The following is an 18185-nucleotide window of genomic DNA, read 5'->3' on the forward strand; positions in this document are numbered from 1 at the left end:
CTCCTCTTCCCTTTTTTTACATGTTTCTGCGATACTGCCCTCCGACCTGATACAGCGCACGTGTAATTTGTCCCAGACTTGCAACCTTGACCGTTTCCATTAACTCTGCAAAAATATTGCCGCCAGAAAGTGCCGTTTCTTGAAGTTTCGCTAAGGCCGCCGGTGCAGCTGCGTAATTCCGTTCCTGGAATTCCCGGAGATGAACGATTTGCTGATCCTTTTCCGAGGTCGCAGCCCGCGCAAGCGTAATATTCATGGCGCCCACAGGCGGGTTGGGATTCAGAAACGTATTGACGCCAATAATCGGCAAATCGCCTTGATGTTTTTTCATTTCGTACAGCATGGATTCATTCTGAATTTTGCCCCTTTGATACTGCGATTCCATCGCCCCGAGCACGCCGCCCCGATCGCTAATCCGTTCCAGCTCTTGCAGAACAGCTTCTTCGACCAGGTCCGTCAATTCCTCAATGAGGAATGAGCCCTGCAGCATGTTTTCGTTTTTAACAAAACCAAGCTCCTTCGTAATGATTAACTGTATCGCCATCGCCCTGCGAACCGATTCCTCCGTAGGCGTCGTTACCGCCTCATCATACGAATTCGTGTGCAGCGAATTGCAGTTGTCGAGCAGCGCCATCAAGGCTTGAAGGGTCGTTCGGATATCATTGAAATCCATTTCCTGCGCATGCAGCGAACGTCCCGAGGTTTGAATGTGATATTTCAGCTTTTGACTGCGATCGTTCCCGCCGTATTTGTGTTTCATTGCTGCAGCCCATATTCGGCGCGCTACGCGCCCAATGACTGTGTATTCCGGGTCCAGCCCATTGCTGAAAAAGAAGGACAGATTCGGGGCAAAGTCATCGATCGACATCCCACGAGACAAATAGTACTCCACATACGTAAAACCGTTAGCCAGTGTAAAAGCAAGCTGTGAAATCGGGTTCGCCCCAGCCTCCGCGATATGGTAGCCCGAGATGGAAACCGAATAATAATTGCGCACTTCGTGATCGATAAAATATTGCTGAATGTCGCCCATCATCCGGAGCGCAAATTCCGTGGAGAAAATGCAGGTGTTCTGGCCCTGATCCTCTTTCAAAATATCGGCCTGCACCGTCCCCCTTACCGATTTCAGCGTTGTCCTGCGTATTTCAGCCGCCTCCAGGCCAGTCGGCGCTCTCCCGACACGCTGCGCGAAACGAGCTAACTGATCATCAATCGCCCTATTCATATACATCGCCAAAATGATCGGGGCCGGACCATTAATCGTCATCGAAACGGACGTCATCCCATCGCAAAGATCAAAGCCGGCATACAGCTTTATCATATCGTCCAACGTGCAAATGCTGACGCCGCTTTCGCCGATTTTCCCATAGATATCCTGCCGTTCATCGGGATCCTCGCCGTACAGAGTGACGGAATCAAAGGCCGTGCTGAGGCGCTTCGCCTGATCATTTTGGGACAAATAATGAAACCTCAGATTCGTGCGCTGAGGCGATCCTTCGCCTGCGAACTGACGTTTGGGATCTTCTGCCGTTCGTTTGAAAGGAAATACGCCGGCGGTATACGGAAATTCGCCCGGCACATTTTCCAGGTACAGCCATCGAACAATATCGCCGGCATCCCTGAACTTCGGCAGGCTGACCTTCGGGATGTCCAGTCCCGACAAGCTTGTCGTCGTAAGCCCGGTGACGATTTCCTTCTCGCGCACACGGGTGACGAACGATTTGCCGGCGTATTGCTTTTGGCGTTCGGGCCACTGCGCAAGCATGCGAAGCGTATCTTTGTGCATCCGGTTCTCAAAGCTCAGCTTAAGAGCCTGCAGCTCAGCTAAGCTTTCACCCGAAGCCTGCTCTTGCCCAAGGGCAGCAATAGCTCCATCGATCCGGTAGCAAGCACTTGCAAGCTCCGCTTCGTTATCTGAAAAAGCATGATACGACCGGACGGTCTGGACGATTTCACCTAAATACCGCGTGCGATCCGCCGGAATGATAACGTGGGTTTTCTGTTGCGCAGCGGACGGTATGCGATTCACCGGCCACTCGAGCGCACATTTGCGGTTCAAGGTATCGATCAGCGCTGCGAATAACATATCCACGCCGACGTCGTTAAATTGACTGGCCATCGTGCCATAGACGGGCATCGCTTCGTAAGGCTCGTCGAATCTTCCGTGATTTCGCTGCACCTGCTTCTGCACATCCCGAAGCGCGTCCGCCGAACCTCTCCGGTCGAACTTATTGATCGCCACCAGATCCGCGTAGTCGAGCATATCGATTTTCTCCAATTGCGAAGGCGCACCGAATTCGCTGGTCATCACATAGAGCGACACGTCGGCAAGCTGCGTTATCCGGTGATCTCCTTGACCGATGCCGCTCGTTTCGATGAGCACCAAATCAAAGCCCGCATCCTGGAGAACTTGAATCGCCGGGATTAGCGCAGCGGACAGCTCGGTGCCCGATTCCCGCGTTGCCATGCTGCGCATATACACACGCTCGGAATGTACGGCGTTCATGCGGATCCGGTCGCCAAGCAAAGCTCCCCCGCTTCGCTGTTTGGTCGGATCGACCGACAGAATGGCGACCGTTTTATCCGGGTAATGACGGAGGAACCGCTGCACGATTTCATCCGTTAAAGAGCTTTTGCCCGCTCCTCCCGTGCCTGTAATCCCGACAACCGGGCATGCGGACACTTCGGCTAGCAGGCTGACCTGCCTCTTAAACGAGCCTCCCCCTGGAGCTTCACAAACGAGTTCTGCCGCCGTAATACGCTTGGCAATCGACTTATGATCTTTCCCTGCTAGAGCAATTGCATCTCCCTGATTAAAATCATCAACCGTACAGAAATCGCATGCCTTCATCATGTAAGCAATCATTCCTTGAAGCCCCAGCTCCCTGCCATCGTCCGGAGAAAAAAGGCGCGTAACGCCATAATCATGAAGCCGTTTGATCTCAGACGGCAGAATGACACCGCCCCCGCCTCCAAACACTTTGATGCCTGCGGCCCCTTTTTCCCGCAGCAAATCCATCATATACGTGAAAAATTCAACATGCCCGCCTTGGTAGGAAGAAACGGCAATGCCTTGCACATCCTCCTGAATGGCCGCCTGCACAATTTCCTGCACAGATCGGTTATGTCCGAGATGGATAACTTCCGCTCCGCTGGCTTGAAGGATTCGACGCATAATCGTGATGGACACATCATGGCCGTCGAATAGCGCGGAGGCGGTGACGAATCTTATTTTATGCTTGCCTAGTGACACCGCTGCACCTCCTTCCCTCGGAGTGAGGCCTAGTCCTTTTCAGGCAAAACGGTTTTGGCGATTTTCCGATCCAAATCTTCATATTCATAATAACGAATCGTTTCATACAGCTCGCTGCGGGTTTGCATCCGGCTAATAAATTGTTTCTGCGTTCCGGTTTGCTGAATTTCGTCAAAAACCTCTTCCATCGCTTTGGCAGCCACTCGCAGTGAAGTCACCGGATAAATCACCATGCGAAATCCCCAACTTTCGAAGAGCTGCGCCGTAAAATAAGGCGTTCTGCCGAACTCCGTCATATTCGCCAGCAGAGGACAGCTTACTTCTCCGCTGAATCTTTCGAAATCCTCCTCCTTCTCCAGCGCTTCCGGGAAAATGGCATCCGCTCCGGCAGCTATATATTGCTTTGCCCGGGAGATTGCCGCGTCCATTCCCTCCACACTTTTCGCATCTGTACGGGCTATCAGGTATAACGTTGGAGCAGCGGCCTTGATCGCTTGAATTTTTTGCATCATTTCTTCTGCGGAAATCAGCTTTTTCCCGTTCAGATGCCCGCATTTCTTCGGCATTTCCTGATCTTCGATTTGAACGGCCGCAACCTTCGCCTCCACCATCTCCTTCGCCGTACGTACCGCATTCAGCACGCCGCCGAAGCCGGTGTCGATGTCCACCAGCAGGGGAAGACTTGCCGCGCGAACCAGTTCACGGGCACGCGCTGCCACTTCATTCGAGTAAATGAGCCCTAAATCCGGTAATCCTCTGCTAGCCGTATACGCGGCGCCAGAGAGATAGATAGCTTTAAATTGAGCCTGCTTGGCAATAAGTGCCGACATCCCGTCATGCGTTCCCGGAATTTTGACAATCGGACCCGCCTCCACAAGCTGCCGGAAACGGGCCGCTAGCTGCCTTTGATCCGGTTCTTCCTCTATCAGCCACGCCATAGGAACCTCCTGCCTGGAAACTTTAAACCATTGGTCAAATAATGAAAAGGGCCATGAACTCGTGACAAGGCGTTTGAATGAAACGCTCATAATCAAGAGCAAGATTCATGATCTCAGACGTTTTTTTCCGAGGGAAGCGGGTTAGAAGATTATGCTCAAATTTCTCAATCACCTTCGGCAGCCCTTCCGCACGCCGTCTGCGGTGACCGATCGGATATTCACAGACGATTTTCTCCGTCGAGGTGCCGTCCTGAAAATGAATTTGCACGGCATTCGCGATCGACCGTTTGTCCGGGTCCAAATAATCCTTGCTATACTGCTCATCTTCGACGACGACCATCTTCTCCCTCAGCGCATCAATCCGCGGATCTCTGGCGATGCTTTCTTCGTAATGCTCAGCCGTCAGCGTCCCAAAAAGCAGCCCGATCGCCACCATATACTGCAAGCAGTGATCCCGGTCGGCCGGATTATGCAAAGGTCCCTTTTTATCGATAATGCGAATGGCCGATTCATGGGTTGTAAGTGTGACGGAGGCAATCTCCAAGATTCGATCACGAATCACCGGATGGAGCTCCATCGCGCATTCCACGGCGGTCTGGGCATGAAATTCCGCAGGGAAAGAGATTTTAAACAAAATATGTTCCATGACATAGGAATCAAGTAGTCGCCCTAAAGTTAACGCCTTGCCTCGGAACAGAACATCCTGGAAGCCCCATGTTTTGGCCGACAGCGCTGTGGCATAGCCCATCTCGCCCCCGACGGCCATGAAGGCCAGGCGCACCGCGCGGCTCGTCGCATCCCCGGCAGCCCAAGACTTGCGGGAGCCTGTGTTCGGAGCATGCCTGTAAGTTCTTAAGCTGGCCCCGTCAATCCATGCATTGGAAAGAGCGCTGCAGACCTCCTCTTTGCTTCCGCCCAGCATAGCCGTCGCCACGGCCGTCGAGGCGATTTTAACCAGATGCACATGGTCTAAGCCAACGCGGTTTAAGCTGTTCTCTAATGCCAGCACGCCTTGAATCTCATGCGCTTTAATGGACATCGAAAGAATATCTTTCACATAGAGCGGCATTTTGCCTTCCGCCACTCGGCTGCGGCTGATATAGTCGGCAAGTGCCAGAATACAGCCCAAATTATCGGAAGGATGCCCCCATTCGGCGGCGAGCCATGTATCGTTATAATCCAGCCAGCGGATCATACACCCGATATTAAATGCGGCATGCACCGGCTCTAATTCATAACGCGTACCCGGCACACGAACGCCGCCCGGCAAGCTCGCTCCTGGCACAACCGGCCCCAAATGCTTGGCGCACTCCGGAAAACGCAGCGCAAGCAAGCCGGTGCCAAGGGAGTCGAGCAAAACATGCTGCGCGATTCGGTACGCTTCTTCGCTTTCGATGTGTGCGTTTAACGTATATTCCGCAATTTCCTCAATTAAGGGGTCGAAGCTCATCTCCTTGTTGGCCAAGTTCTCATATCCGCTCATGCCCTCTTCGTCCTTTCCTCCTTCATACTTTCGAGCCCCTCAAGGATGCAAATTGCGAGGTCCCGTATAATGCACACGAGGCCGGAAAAGCCGGTTATGCGCATGCTGCTCCATGACGTGGCTGCTGACGCCGATCGTGCGGGCCGCGAGAAATACCGGCGTGAACAAATCAATCGGAATGCCCAGCAAATAATAGACTGGCGCCGCATAGTAGTCCAGGTTCGGGTGCAGATTTTTTTCCCGTTTCATGAGCTCCTCCCCCACCACGCACATCGTGTAGAGATCAGACCTGTTTTTCTCTAAGGCAAGCGCAGCCAATGCATCTTTCATGAGCAGAGCGCGCGGATCGGCTTTTTTCATATACACCCGGTGTCCGAAGCCCATAATGCGTTCCTTCCGAGCCAGCTTGCTTAACATCAAGGTTTCGAGTCCCTCGTCTGTGCCTGCGTCAAGCAGCATCTCCATCACCGCTTCATTGGCGCCGCCGTGCAGGTTGCCTTTCAATGAGGCCACCGCGCCAGTGAGTGCGCCGTACAAATCGGACTGCGTTGAGGCGATGACCCGCGCGGCGAAGGTCGAATTCGGCATTTCGTGCTCACTATAGACGATGAGCGATTGATCGAAAATGGCCTCTTCCATCTTAGAGGGCACCTGACCTGTGATCATGTACAAAAAATTAGCCGTATAAGACAGATCATCACGCGGTTCTGCGAACATTTGTTCTGTAATGGCTTGATACCCATTTGCCAACAACTGTGGCACTTTTGCGAGCAATCTGATCGCTTTTCGCGTATTTGCCTCCTTAGAGCGGTCTTCAAGCTCCTCATCATAGCTGGCTAAGGCTGAAATCCCTGTTCGCAATACATCCATAAGGTCGGATTGCTTTGGCATCAATCGAAGAATCGAACAAATGTTCTGTGGCAAGCCATATTCCACTTTAATTGTTTCTTCAAGTTTATTTCGTTCATCCCTACTCGGCAGCGAACCTTCAAGCAAGAGCCCTGCAACATCCAGATAGGTCGCACTTTGCGCAAGCTCGATGAGGTCGTACCCGCGAACGACAATTTCTTCCTTTTCAACGTCCAGATAAGAGATCGCCGTCTCGCTGGCAATGACATTTTCCAATCCAGGGTAAAAGCTGCTGCTCATCTCGTCGCTCTCCCTTCCTCCATTTCTGCCGCCTCTAGTCTGAAAGCAGCATCCGGGAAATCACAATGCGCTGAATTTCGTTCGTCCCTTCATAGATTTGCGTTACTTTGGCATCGCGCATAAACCGTTCAACAGGATAATCCTTCGTGTACCCATAGCCTCCGAAAATTTGCACAGCTTCAATACTGACAGCAACCGCGGTATCACTGGCAAAAAGCTTCGCCATCGCAGCCTCCTTCCCAAAGGGCAGGCCATTGCTTTTCCGCCACGCTGCCTGGTAGGTCAGCAGTCTGGCCGCTTCAATCCTCGTCGCCATATCGGCTAGCTTGAAGGCGATGGCCTGCTGCTGACCGATTGGCTTCCCGAATTGCTTGCGCTGCTTGGCATAGGCAACGGACGCATCCAGCGCCCCCTGCGCGATGCCAAGCGCCTGCGCGGCGATTCCGATTCGCCCGCCATCGAGGCTTCTCATGGCAATTCGGAAGCCTTCTCCCTCCTCTCCCAGCAGATGCTCCGCAGGTACGCGGCAGTTCTCAAACCGCAGCTCGAGCGTTGGGGAAGAGCGGATGCCAAGCTTTTTCTCTTTGCGCCCGAAAATAAAGCCTTCAGTTCCCTTCTCCACGATGAATGCGCTGCAGCCGCGCTTCTTGTTGTGGGGATCTGTCATGGCAAAGACAATGTAGACGTCCGCTTCCCCGCCATTCGTGACAAACAGCTTGGAGCCGTTTAACACGTAGCTGTCTCCGTCCTTGAGCGCTGTTGTTTTCATGGCAGCCGCATCAGAGCCTGAGCCGCTTTCCGTTAAACTGTAAGCACCCAATTTCTTGCCTTGAGCTAACAGCTGCAAAAACTTAACCTTCTGCGCCTCCGTCCCATACGTAAAGATCGCCCAGCTAACCAGCGACGTATGGACGGAGAGCATGACGCCGGTCGAAGCACAAGCCCTCGAAAGCTCTTCCAAGACGATGGCATACGTTACAAAATCGGAGCCAATCCCCCCATACGCATCCGGCCATGGAATTCCCGTCAAACCAAGCTCTCCCATTTTATCGAACAACGCACGGTCAAATCGCTCTTCTTCGTCCCGCTCCGCAGCTGTAGGTTCAACTTCATTTCTGGCAAAATCCCGCACCATAGCCCGAATCATCAGCTGTTCGTCCGTAAAGGACAGTTCCATATGACCCCCTCCTTCGACATGATGGCTATTCCTGCATGTTTGGCCGAGGATAAGTTCAGTGGTCATTTTCAAAAATCGGACAAGTTGTAAACGCTTCCAACAACATGTTTTATATATACACGCCGCGCGGATGGCTTATACCTGACAGGCTTTGAATTTACGTTACTATGAAAAAAAACACCGCTCTTCAGCGATGTTTGTTCTCATCTTTGGACTTATCCAATTTTAACGGGCATCCCGCTGAAGGACGACTCCAAAGCAGCGAGTGTAATTCGCAGCGTGACGGCCGCGTCGGCGTAATCCGTCAAAATACGTGACCGGTCTCCCGTTTTGATCGCATGCAAGAACGCATCCGTCTCCAGCTCATAGGGATTTAATAAATTCTTATACTCCGTTTTCCAAGCTCCCTCGTGATTGATTAAACACCGGTTTTGTTGAATTTCCAAAACGCCTTTATCCGTAAACAGTTCCAAACCGGACCGGTGACCGAAAGGAAGCATACACGTATTCGTGATCGATGCGATCGCGCCGCCGGCAAGCTTAAGCGTTACGGCTCCCACATCCGCGACTTCAACGCCGTCTTGGGCCGTATGCATGTGCCTTTGCGCATAAGCGGCATACACTTCTTCGACTTCGCCGACCAAATAACGAACGAGATCTACAATGTGCGTCGTTTGCTCAACGAATTGACCGCCGGAGCCATTTTGCTTGCGCCACCAATGAACGCCCGGCATATCTCCCAACCAACTGCCAACAGCCATGCCCACCTTGCGGGTCGCCAAGAGTTCTTTGGCTCTTTGCACTGTATCCGTATATCGGATATGATAACCAACAGAAGTAACGATATCCTTGCTGGCGATTTTCGCTTGAATTCGGTTGACCGCGGCCATCTCGAGTCCAATCGGCTTTTCCACCAGGAACGGCAGCTCCCGATCGAGAATCGCCTCTTCAATTTCACCATGAGCCAGCGGCGGAACACTGATGTACACAGCATCAGGCTTACATGTATCCAGCATCTGCTCAATATGGTCAAAAGCTTGCGCGCCGGCAAACTGCCGGGCGATCTTCTCCGCCTTTGGCAGCGAAGAACCCAAAAAAGCAACAACCTGCGCATCTTCCCTGGCAGCAAGCAAGCTTGCGTGCTTTTCTGCAAACCAGCCTGTGCCGGCAATTGCAATTTTCAACATGATGATCGACTCCCCTCAGTGGTTCAAATTCGCATAATTTCCCATAAGACAAGTATATACCCTGAGTCATTTCTTTTCTTGCTTTATTTTTTTTTCGCTCAAAATGGCTTGGAAATGTTAGTAATGACAAGGGTTTGGGTATATGATAAGGATGACTCTCCGGTTTATGGAAAGAACTTTCAAAGCCTTTTAGGCAAAAGTATGGTTTAATAGATATAATCTATTGTTTTGAAAATTCCGAGAAAGGTAATAACGACTATGAAAACTGCCTCTTTTCTTTTTCCGAAAGACAAGGTTGCCTTTATCCGATCATCCTCTTCGATGAAAGATGCGATGGAACAATTAGAACAGCACTACTATACGGCGCTTCCTATCGTCGATGACGAAGGCAAGTATGCTGGAACCCTATCCGAGGGCGATCTGTTATGGACGCTTAAAAATACGCCGGGCGTAAGCTTCGATAATATGGATGAAATCCCGGTCAGCGCCATTAAAAAGCATATTCGCAATGAATGTGTATCTATAGATGCCTTTATGGAGGACATGCTGGCAAAAGCTGCCGATCAAAACTTTGTTCCTGTCGTCGATGCTAAGCAGATTTTTCTGGGCATCATTCGCCGAAAAGATATTATTGCTTATTACATGAATAACATTACGGACTAACTGTTGTATTAGAAGAACCGTCAGGATTTTCCTGACGGTTCTTTTGTCATATGTGGATGCTCCTGCCGCGGCTGTTGCCGCCGATTCATCAGCTCACCGAAAGATACGGAGCAGCAAGCTTGCGGACACGCTCAATCCCGTCCCACATATCCCCGGGACCGTCGTAGACAAGGGTGATCGGCCCTTCATAACCGGACTGCGAGGCAATCTCCATACAGCGGATAAAATCTTCTTCCTCCGGTACTCCGTCTTCATTCGTCTGCGCTTTGGCATGGATGGATTCGCTGTAAGGAATCGTAAGGGCAAGCGCGTCGTACTTGCCGCTGCCTTTAAAATTGCCATAATCCGAAGTAAACCCAAGATCATCCCCGCAAAGTTTCAACAAGGCAAGGCAGCTACCCGCTTCCGAGGTTAAAGCATGGAAATTCTCGGTAACTACTCTTACCCCTCGTGCAGCTGCATACTGGCCTAACTCCCGAAACGCCTCCGCGGAACGAGCCAGCGCTTGTTCATCCGAAGGCTCTGCATCGCCGGCAATGACACGAACTCTCTCCGCTCCGGCAAGCGATGCGACATCGATCCACCCTTTGATCCATGCGATGTCCGAAGCTCTGCGCTCCTCGTCACTGCTGGAAATATCCCCATACTCAAGAAGCAGCGTATAGAAACGCAGACCGGTCTCCGCGAACGATTGCTTCAATGCTTCCAAATAAGCCGGGCCTGTCTCAGGGAAATGAAAATGACACACCTCCAACGAAGCAAACCCTTTTGCGGCAAGTACTTTCGGCAGCTCAACCAGCGAGAAGTGTTCCGGCTGATCCTGCGGAACCGTGATTTGAGCGCGAGTCGTTTCATCCCATCGTGTCCAACGCAATGGACCGAGAAGCCGATGCAGGCTCCAGCTCGTCAGCGATAAAAATGGCATATCTTCAACCCTTTCTTCATTCCGTTTGGTTGTATTTTACCAATCTGCTTCGCTCATCACCATATGCCATCCCGCAGCCTCATCTCTTATTATGCTGTTATATTTCCCCTACCTTCTCGCACGATAGCCCGATAGATTCCAGGATGGCCAAGCCGTGTTCTCTTGCTCGCCAATAATACGATCGATTTTTTGCTGTACGGTGTCCAGCTCAGGATGCTTCGCTTGAAGCTTCTTTAAGGCAGGAACAACATCGGTTGAGAGTACGCCTAAATAATCCAGATCGATCATTCCCGTTTTTTCATAGCGTTCCATGTTATTCATGGCAATCCGGTAATCGATATTTATGTAATTCATGACCAAATAAGCAAGGATGGCCGTCGTTATGTACGCTCTGGACATCGACATCTTTTCCATCCATATCCGGAAAAATGCAAGAATAAACAAGATGCCTAGGAAAATCATAAACCCATGCACAAGCAGTCTTAACTGCGTGAAACCATATGCTTCTTCATAAAGCGAGAGCCTTCCGTAAGCGGATAAAAGCATCACAATCGTGCAGGCAACTAGCATCGTGAGAAGCGCTTTGCGAATGGACTCGCTCAATCGGCCGCTTCGGCGAATCCAGTGCAGGCAAGGAAACAATAGCGTCACATTGATCAAAGCGACAACTACCAGCTCTGCAAAACCCCTGCGAGCGTACTCGGCATAAGCCACACCCGCCGGCAGCAGGCCGTCAGCCGCTCCGAATAAATACGAAAATTGGATAATTGCAAACAATACATATACAACGTTCACACATACGAGCAGCGTTCCCGCTGTGATCGGATCCAGCTGAACCTTATTACGGTCCGACACGGCAGCTTCATCTTTTGGACGATCAAAAGGGTGTGCGGCTTCGACGACTTTCGCAAACAATAATCCCCACATATAGCAGAAGGTGTACAAAGCCGTACAAACCGCAAAAATCGTGCGGGCAACCCCGTCCCCCGCGGATATGCCGCTGAACCAATCAGGAATTCGCATGACCCAGGATGAAAAAATGCTGTCGGCTGACGCCAACAAACCGACTACAATAAACAAAATAGGCGCCGCCAGCAAAAGCCCTGCCAGAACTTTACCGACTCTTCCCCAAGTCGATTCTTTTCCGCTCTCCCGGCTCGGCAGCCACGCTTTGATCATACCGAAGGGCACAGGGAGATGAGCGATTGGCCTGCTAATTACATGCCTAGCCATATCTTGAAGGAAAGTAGCATGATACCATGCATGCTTGCTGTTCCTGGATAAGACGATCGTTTGCATCACGATGCAGAGCGGTAAGGCTAGCCCATTTAGCGTATGAAACAAGCTGTTCGCAAATACCGCATAAGTCAAAGCTAGCAATGCCACAGGCACCATCAGCAGCCAACCGGCCGTGCTCTGCCCTTTCCATGGCTCAAACCCGCCTAGTCTTCCTTTTATCGCATAAAAATAGAGGCCATAGAAGCCACTCACAGTAAGCAAAACGGAAATACCCGCCGGTCGGCCGAGAAATAAATATTGCACCAACAATCCGAATAAACAAGCATACAAAAGCATGAAGCTATACTTTTTTTGCCATGGAGCCGGATCTCTCATTAAACTTCTCTCCTTTGATTTGCCATTTGCAGAAGCTGCTGGGAATTGATAATTCCTGCCTATTATTGTAACCTTTAAAATAAGAACAAAAAGTGTAAGTTTATTTTTGATAATTTCATATTTTATGGCGGAGGGCTTTGGGTGAAAATTCGCAAGCATTATTTAACACTTCGAAACGCTTATCCTCATGTTCACGAAGAGTTTCCGCTGGAAACGACGCTCGAAGAGCTGGCGGCACATTTGGACTGTACGCACCGCAATATGGTGCTTCTATTAAAGCGAATGCAGCAGGAGGAGTGGCTCGCTTGGCACCCCAAGAAGGGCCGCGGCAATCGCTCGACCCTGCTTTTTCTCATGCGCAAAGAGCAAATGCTGCTGGATGAGGCGAAGGAATATGTGGCGAAACAAGATTTGAAATCCGCCTTGGAGCTGCTGCAAGCACCCGAGCATCCCGCTCAGCTGCGGGAGCAATTCCAAGAATGGCTGTCGGGTCAGTTTGGGTTTCATTCCGAGCTGCAGGGCCAGAGAAGAACCGACGTCCTGCGGTTTCCGCTCACACAGACGATTCACTCGTTAGATCCTGCGGCCATCCATTATGCCGGGGAATCGCATTTGGTTAATCAGCTTTTCGACGGACTCGTGCGGATGGATGCCAAAGGCGAGCACATCATTCCTCATTTGGCGCATGCGTGGGATGTGGACGAGTCGAGAACGGCCTGGACGTTCTATCTCCGTAAAGGCGTGCGCTTTCATCATGGCCGCGAGATGCACGCCAGTGATGTCCAATATGCGCTGCAGCGTCTTCGGCGCCTAGCTCCCCGCGGACTGTACAGCTGGGCTTACGCGGCAATCCAATCGATCGACTGCCTCGATGAAACAACGGTTCTTATCCAGTTGGCGGAGCGCAATGAATTGTTTTTGGGCTTTTTGAGTACGAATCGGGCCGTTATTGTTCCGGAAGATGCATGCGAAGCATCCGGGGGCTGGATGGGTACCGCCCCTGTCGGAACGGGCCCTTTTCGATTAGCCGGGCATGAACACGGGATATGGAATTTGGAAGCTTTTCCGGCTTATTTTCAAGGCAGGGGGTTCTTGGATCGCGTCGAAGTGTGGACGCTGCCAGAGAACGAACAACTTCATGCATCCGATCACCAGCAGCCGTTTCAAGTCATGCACAATGTACGCATATCGGATATGGATGCCCGTCGCTGGCAGCAAGTACGGCAATCGGGGATGACGACCAAGTTCATGACCGTGAATGAAATCAAAGAAGGTCCGTTAAGAAACCCTCTCATGCGGGAAGCCCTTCAGTTAGCCCTGGATCAAGATTACTTGCTAGAGCAGCTGTCCGGCGATGTGATTGAGGCGGCCAATTCCTTTTTCCCGCAGTCAGTATCCGATCACAAAGCGCCTGCACTATTATCTGATCGAGCTTCCTATGTGCATCAGCTCCTTCAAGCCGCCGGTTACCAAGGGGAACCTTTGAAGCTTGCGACCATCCCGCAATATGAGAAGGATGCGCTACTATTGCAAAACCTGTACGCTATGTCAGGCATTACTCTCCAAATCATGCTCATCCCGGCGGAACAATTCAAAGGCGAGCTTCGCATGTCGGCCGATCTTGTTCTGTTCGCCATCATGCTTGACGAGCACCGCGAACTAAGGCTTTACGACATGTACAAAAGCATGCAGCAGCATGCGGCGCCTGACGTACACAGGCTGCTCGAAGACAGCTTGCAGCATTTGCGCGATGAAATCGACCCGAAACGCAGAATAACGCTGCTCGAGCAGTTAGAAACACGGCTCAAGCAGCGCTATAGTTTGCTTTTTCTTTATCGAAAGCATCTCAAAACAGCCTATCACCCGTCGATCCGCGGCATTTCGTTCGATTCGCTCGGGTGGGTGCGATTTCGCGACATTTGGTTCACTTAAAACTCAGGCTTTACAGTTCGTACGTTAACGTTACTCCTGATGGCAGTACGCCGGCAATATGCTCGCGAAGTCCCTCATTCGTGTGCATCTCCTCGCTGAAGATGGCGATCATCCCGCTATCTTCCCGTGTGCGGATCAAGCGGCCAATCCCTTGTCTCAGCCTCAACAGCATGTACGGAATGTCCACTTCCTCGTAAGAATTTGCGGCCGCTTCCCTTTTCGCCATAAACACTGGATCCTGCGGAGGGAACGGCAGCGCCCAAACGATCACGTTCGACAACGACGGACCCGGTACGTCAAGTCCCTCCCATAGGCTTACAGCGGCAAGCACGCTATGCTCATCATTCTGGAAAGAGGCGATGAGATGGCTGATTTCTTGATCTCCTTCAAATAGAAACCGCAGCTTTGCGCAATCAGTTCGCTGCTGAATCTCCCGCTTAAACCGCCGAAGCTCCTCATGCGTCGGAAACAAAATGAGCGCGCGGCCCTCCGTTCTTTGCACCAGTGTAACGGCCGTTTCCAGCTTCTCCTGGAAAGTCCCTCCTGCAGGCCATTTGGGAGCGATCACTTCCATCTGCTCTGCATAGTCATAAGGCGAATCTACGGAAAAAGATAAATATTTGTCGAGTCCCAAGCTTTCCGCCACATAATCAAAGGTTCCCTCGACGGATAGCGTAGCTGATGAGAATACGATGGGCATTTTTGCCGAAAATACTTGCTCTCTGAGCACTTCTTTGACCGTTCTTGGCATGATGACCAAACTGAGACCCGTTATACTTTCCGTCGCCCAACAAATGAAGGCTTGATCGTGGCGGAACAAGGCCAGCGCCTTTTGCATCATTTCCAAATGCTCTTCGACAATCTTGAGCTGGTAGTCGTTCAAAGTGAACATCTCACTTTCAAAGACAAGCTCCTCTTCAATCTGGGACAAAATGTCACACAGCCGGTGAATTTCACGCAAAAGCCGTTCGTTCATCACAATTTGCTTACGGTCCGAGCCCGGAATCGGCTGACAGCAGCTCTCCAGCACTTCGAACATCAATTCGCTTTGCTCGATCGCCTGATCGATACAGACGGCTAGCGTCTCCCTCACTTCCCCTTTTAACAAACGCACCACTAATTCTTCAAAAACGGTATGCTTCAGCTTGTAGGTCAGCGCTTTTTGAGCGGCCGATTCCATCAAATGGCCTTCGTCGAAAACAACCGCGCAGTGTTCCGGCAGCAATGGAAGCTGGCCTTCCCGCTTGCGGCCCTCGTAGGTCCAAACATGCTCCATGTAGAAATCGTGCGAGCAGATAATAAGATCCGCTGATTTTCGGTACGATTCCCGGGAAAGCGTTTGCCCGCAGCGGTGCCTTTTATCACAGACAAAACAATCCTGATATGCATCCCAGCTTACGCGGTACCACTGCTCATCGTTCAGGTTCGGATAGTCTTTGCGATCTCCATAGGCATAAAAGGATTGCAGTGCTTCCCTCGTATGGACGAAGTCGGGAAGACCGGCATGCAGATCCCGGTATAGGCCGGTATCCTCGTGCCCGAAGCGTGCTTCATCCAGCTTCTGCAGACAGACGTACTGATCTGGGGATTTGGCAAGCCGCGCATCGATCACTAGATCCAAGTGCCGCGTTATTTTATCAATATCGCCACCGGGCTTGACCAATTGTTCGATCAACGATTCATCCGCACAAGCGATAATGGCCGGTTTCTTCGTAAAACGCGAATAACAAATCGCATACAGCAAGTAAACGAGCGTCTTTCCGGTTCCTACGCCGGCTTCCGCAAAAATCGTTTGTTTCTCGGCAAAAGCCCGCTCCAGCTGAAACGCCATGTAAATTTGTTCATCGCGCACCTCAAAGCCGGCCTCCGGCAAAACTTCATAAAATAAATCAGCAATCCAGTCAGAAACCTGCTGCATGAATGGCTGTGAATGATCATAATCAAATGGATACCGTCCCACGTTCCGAGCCCCCAACAATAAATATGAAATCAAACTTCTATTATCTCACTAAGCGGCTGTAAAAGCAAAAGTAACTAACAAAAAAGCTTCGTTCACCCCGCTGATCCAGCTGGCATGAAGAAGCTTTTCGTCTCTAATTCCCTTGTCTTACATGCTGAAACGTTCCCGGTACCCGCATTTGCGGCACAGCTCTTCAACAACTTCCCTTCGGGAGAAGCCCTCGAACAAGCGGTTCGCCCGCTCCCCTTCCACAATCTCAGAGAAAGGCGTTTGGTTAATGTTGCCCAAATTAATGACGCCTTCCCCGTCAAGACAGCAAGGGATGACCGTACCGTCAACCAGAATGCCCGCTTGATTCCGCAGCGCGTGACAGAAGCCGGGCCCTTCAATCTCTTGAGCTTTCAAATCCGGCCATTGAAATTCATGGTCCTGATTCAGATAGACGCGTTCGGCCAGTTTCACACCGCTGCCGCGTACAAATTCCTCATCGATTTTGTAATCAAGCTCGAACTCTTTCTCCAGCATGGCCAGCACTTCGCGATTCCGCTGCCGCTCCTGATTCGTTTGATTGTCCATGGTGAGGTTCCACAGTCGGAAAGAGATGATCACATTCGACTTTGCTACGATTTCTTTGGCAAACTTCAAAATGCTCATCACATAGCCTTCTTTATCCTCAGAGCCCTCGTGTCCGTCGAAACTGTGCAGAGAAAAATTCATTTGCCGAAGCGCCGGCTTATCCAGCAGTTTGTGCCGGTTCTTGTTAATCAACGTGCCGTTGGTCGTAATATTGACCTTAAAGCCTTTCTCATGGCTCAAATCGAGCAGCTCGTCGATCTTCGGATGCAAGAGCGGCTCCCCTTTAACATGCAAATAGATATGATCCGTATGCGGTTTGATTTGATCTAGAATATTCGTGAATGTATCTATCTTTATAAAATTGGCTTGCCGCTTCGTTTGCGGGCAAAAAGTACAAGCCAGATTGCATACGCTTGTAATTTCAATATAAAACTTCTTAAACTTCTTCATCCCATGACTCCGTTTCTAGCTGCGCTACTATGATAATAGCTATTATAACAAGGTGCTCACATGAAAGAAAGGAATTGCAACAATTAGAAAATCCATTTCACGATCCAGCCGATAAAATGCGCCGAAGGGATAAGAAACACCTGCGCCAGCAGGGTGCCCAGAAAACGCGAAGTCATGAGCAATGCATAAATTTTCCCCAGCTGCCTTTTCTGCGATTCATCCTGCAGCGCTTTATCGGTAATAAGACCCAGCTGCGGATCGATGAAAATCGTGAGCAAAATCGTCGCGATCCCGTTGATGAGACCCGATGCCTGCGAAGCGGTAGTCGCAAACTCAGGCAGCAAATGTGCCGCATACAGAGATGACAGCACCCCGACAGAGTAAAAGGCCGTTACCAATATATTGATGATCAAAAACCGTTTGGAGACGCCGAGATAGCGGAATTGACTTAGCTTGAATTTGGGCTTTTTCAAATATTTTTTGGTTTGTTTCAGCTGTTCGACGGTCACGCTTGAAATGAGCTTCGGGATAGAGCCTGCCACTTCCAAACGGGCGATGACGCGAACACTGAGATTAATAAAAGAAGGAAATAAAGCTATGGCAATCAATGTTCCGATGGAGGAGGCGAATAAGGAAATTCGAAAATATTTTTCTAAATCAAAAGCAGGCTCTGCCTTGGCAAAATCAACGAATTTAGCCGTCATCGGGGCCTGAATTAAATTGGCCGTACGTGAAACGAGCACCACGATGCCAACTAAGGAGAGCGCCACAGCCAGCTTGTTCACCTGCACCCCGGCAAAACGTATGGAGTAGGACAAGGTTTCAGCCGTATGAATAATCATCGTCAAAATAAAAACAAGAATGAGCGTATTCGTCAT

General features: G+C 50.7%; 13 protein-coding genes. 2 read left to right on the forward strand and 11 right to left on the reverse strand.

Features of this window, described 5'->3' with window-relative positions:
* Positions 1 to 16: 16 nt before the first annotated feature.
* The 6 genes from icmF to AC3WRW_RS15720 all read right to left on the reverse strand — a co-directional run bounded on the left by icmF (position 17) and on the right by AC3WRW_RS15720 (position 9187).
* Positions 17 to 3253 (reverse strand): fused isobutyryl-CoA mutase/GTPase IcmF, encoded by a 3237-nt coding sequence (gene icmF, locus AC3WRW_RS15695; RefSeq protein ID WP_492547239.1) that lies wholly within the window; start codon positions 3251 to 3253, stop codon positions 17 to 19.
* A 29-nt stretch (positions 3254 to 3282) separates the two neighbouring features.
* Entirely contained in the window at positions 3283 to 4191 is a 909-nt protein-coding gene (gene prpB, locus AC3WRW_RS15700; protein WP_492547240.1) for a methylisocitrate lyase, read from the reverse strand.
* A 34-nt stretch (positions 4192 to 4225) separates the two neighbouring features.
* The gene (locus AC3WRW_RS15705; RefSeq protein ID WP_492547241.1) at positions 4226 to 5674 is read right to left on the reverse strand and encodes a bifunctional 2-methylcitrate dehydratase/aconitate hydratase; all 1449 of its coding nucleotides are present in this window, start codon (positions 5672 to 5674) and stop codon (positions 4226 to 4228) included.
* 39 nt (positions 5675 to 5713) lie between these two features.
* Positions 5714 to 6823, reverse strand: a complete 1110-nt coding sequence (mmgD, locus tag AC3WRW_RS15710) for a citrate synthase (RefSeq protein ID WP_492547242.1) — start codon at positions 6821 to 6823, stop codon at positions 5714 to 5716.
* A 34-nt stretch (positions 6824 to 6857) separates the two neighbouring features.
* Positions 6858 to 8000, reverse strand: a complete 1143-nt coding sequence (locus AC3WRW_RS15715) for an acyl-CoA dehydrogenase (protein ID WP_492547243.1) — start codon at positions 7998 to 8000, stop codon at positions 6858 to 6860.
* A 215-nt stretch (positions 8001 to 8215) separates the two neighbouring features.
* Positions 8216 to 9187: a Gfo/Idh/MocA family protein gene (locus tag AC3WRW_RS15720; RefSeq protein ID WP_492547244.1), complete on the reverse strand. Its 972-nt coding sequence runs from the start codon at positions 9185 to 9187 to the stop codon at positions 8216 to 8218.
* A 258-nt stretch (positions 9188 to 9445) separates the two neighbouring features.
* On the opposite strand from AC3WRW_RS15720, the gene AC3WRW_RS15725 reads away from it, so the two are divergent.
* Positions 9446 to 9850, forward strand: coding sequence for a CBS domain-containing protein (locus AC3WRW_RS15725; protein ID WP_492547245.1), 405 nt, complete (start codon positions 9446 to 9448; stop codon positions 9848 to 9850).
* A gap of 88 nt (positions 9851 to 9938) precedes the next feature.
* Here the strand turns inward: AC3WRW_RS15725 and AC3WRW_RS15730 are convergent, their stop codons facing one another.
* Positions 9939 to 10775, reverse strand: a complete 837-nt coding sequence (locus AC3WRW_RS15730; protein WP_492547246.1) for a sugar phosphate isomerase/epimerase family protein — start codon at positions 10773 to 10775, stop codon at positions 9939 to 9941.
* 108 nt (positions 10776 to 10883) lie between these two features.
* Positions 10884 to 12389, reverse strand: a complete 1506-nt coding sequence (locus tag AC3WRW_RS15735; RefSeq protein WP_492547247.1) for a DUF4153 domain-containing protein — start codon at positions 12387 to 12389, stop codon at positions 10884 to 10886.
* A gap of 141 nt (positions 12390 to 12530) precedes the next feature.
* On the opposite strand from AC3WRW_RS15735, the gene AC3WRW_RS15740 reads away from it, so the two are divergent.
* Positions 12531 to 14321 carry an ABC transporter substrate-binding protein gene (locus AC3WRW_RS15740; RefSeq protein WP_492547248.1) on the forward strand — a complete coding sequence of 597 codons (1791 nt, stop codon included), beginning with the start codon at positions 12531 to 12533 and terminating at the stop codon, positions 14319 to 14321.
* A 10-nt stretch (positions 14322 to 14331) separates the two neighbouring features.
* Here the strand turns inward: AC3WRW_RS15740 and AC3WRW_RS15745 are convergent, their stop codons facing one another.
* From AC3WRW_RS15745 to AC3WRW_RS15755, 3 genes are all read right to left on the reverse strand, one after another.
* Positions 14332 to 16281 carry an ATP-dependent DNA helicase gene (locus AC3WRW_RS15745; protein WP_492547249.1) on the reverse strand — a complete coding sequence of 650 codons (1950 nt, stop codon included), beginning with the start codon at positions 16279 to 16281 and terminating at the stop codon, positions 14332 to 14334.
* 147 nt (positions 16282 to 16428) lie between these two features.
* Positions 16429 to 17307: a radical SAM/SPASM domain-containing protein gene (locus AC3WRW_RS15750; protein WP_492547250.1), complete on the reverse strand. Its 879-nt coding sequence runs from the start codon at positions 17305 to 17307 to the stop codon at positions 16429 to 16431.
* Between the two features lie 83 nt (positions 17308 to 17390).
* On the reverse strand, positions 17391 to 18185 hold the full coding sequence (locus tag AC3WRW_RS15755) for a lipid II flippase Amj family protein (protein ID WP_492547304.1): 795 nt from the start codon (positions 18183 to 18185) through the stop codon (positions 17391 to 17393).

The organism is Paenibacillus sp. FW126-R14 (genome assembly GCF_058789495.1).

Coding starts and splice junctions, on each gene's coding strand:
- prpB (WP_492547240.1), bottom strand. CDS start 4,191: ATGGCGTGGCTGATAGAGGAAGAACCGGATCAAAGGCAGCTAGCGGCC.
- mmgD (WP_492547242.1), bottom strand. CDS start 6,823: ATGAGCAGCAGCTTTTACCCTGGATTGGAAAATGTCATTGCCAGCGAG.
- AC3WRW_RS15755 (WP_492547304.1), bottom strand. CDS start 18,185: ATGACGAATACGCTCATTCTTGTTTTTATTTTGACGATGATTATTCAT.
- AC3WRW_RS15705 (WP_492547241.1), bottom strand. CDS start 5,674: ATGAGCGGATATGAGAACTTGGCCAACAAGGAGATGAGCTTCGACCCC.
- AC3WRW_RS15750 (WP_492547250.1), bottom strand. CDS start 17,307: ATGAAGAAGTTTAAGAAGTTTTATATTGAAATTACAAGCGTATGCAAT.
- AC3WRW_RS15720 (WP_492547244.1), bottom strand. CDS start 9,187: ATGTTGAAAATTGCAATTGCCGGCACAGGCTGGTTTGCAGAAAAGCAC.
- AC3WRW_RS15725 (WP_492547245.1), top strand. CDS start 9,446: ATGAAAACTGCCTCTTTTCTTTTTCCGAAAGACAAGGTTGCCTTTATC.
- AC3WRW_RS15735 (WP_492547247.1), bottom strand. CDS start 12,389: ATGAGAGATCCGGCTCCATGGCAAAAAAAGTATAGCTTCATGCTTTTG.
- AC3WRW_RS15730 (WP_492547246.1), bottom strand. CDS start 10,775: ATGCCATTTTTATCGCTGACGAGCTGGAGCCTGCATCGGCTTCTCGGT.
- AC3WRW_RS15715 (WP_492547243.1), bottom strand. CDS start 8,000: ATGGAACTGTCCTTTACGGACGAACAGCTGATGATTCGGGCTATGGTG.